The organism is Roseibium sp. SCP15, assembly GCF_040329435.1.
Lineage (GTDB): Bacteria > Pseudomonadota > Alphaproteobacteria > Rhizobiales > Stappiaceae > Roseibium.
The window spans coordinates 1-287 of sequence record NZ_JBDZYI010000016.1 but is presented as its reverse complement, the minus strand read 5'-3'; the positions used below and the strand labels follow the sequence as shown (position 1 = coordinate 287).

The window sequence follows — 287 nt, the reverse complement described above, 5'->3', positions numbered from 1 at the left end:
CTCCATCACGGCTCCGACGAGTTCAAGGCACTGGCCATGCAGTTCGGCTTCAACCATGACGGCGAGCTGACAACAGGGGCCGCCTACACCGAAGGCACCGATGCTGACGAGACGCTGGACGGATCGGATGAGGCCGACGCCATCAATGGCGGTCTCGGCGACGACATTCTCAACGGCAACGGTGGCAACGACGTCCTGCAGGGTGGCTACGGCAATGACGACCTCAATGGCGGTGACGGCAATGACGTTCTGGACGGAGGCCATGGCGAGGACATCCTCAATGGCGG

Annotated in this window: 1 protein-coding gene; it reads left to right on the top strand. The window is 62.4% G+C overall.

Features of this window, described 5'->3' with window-relative positions:
- Positions 1–287 (top strand): calcium-binding protein (locus ABLO27_RS27110; protein WP_417714865.1); only part of this gene is annotated, 287 nt, incomplete at both ends.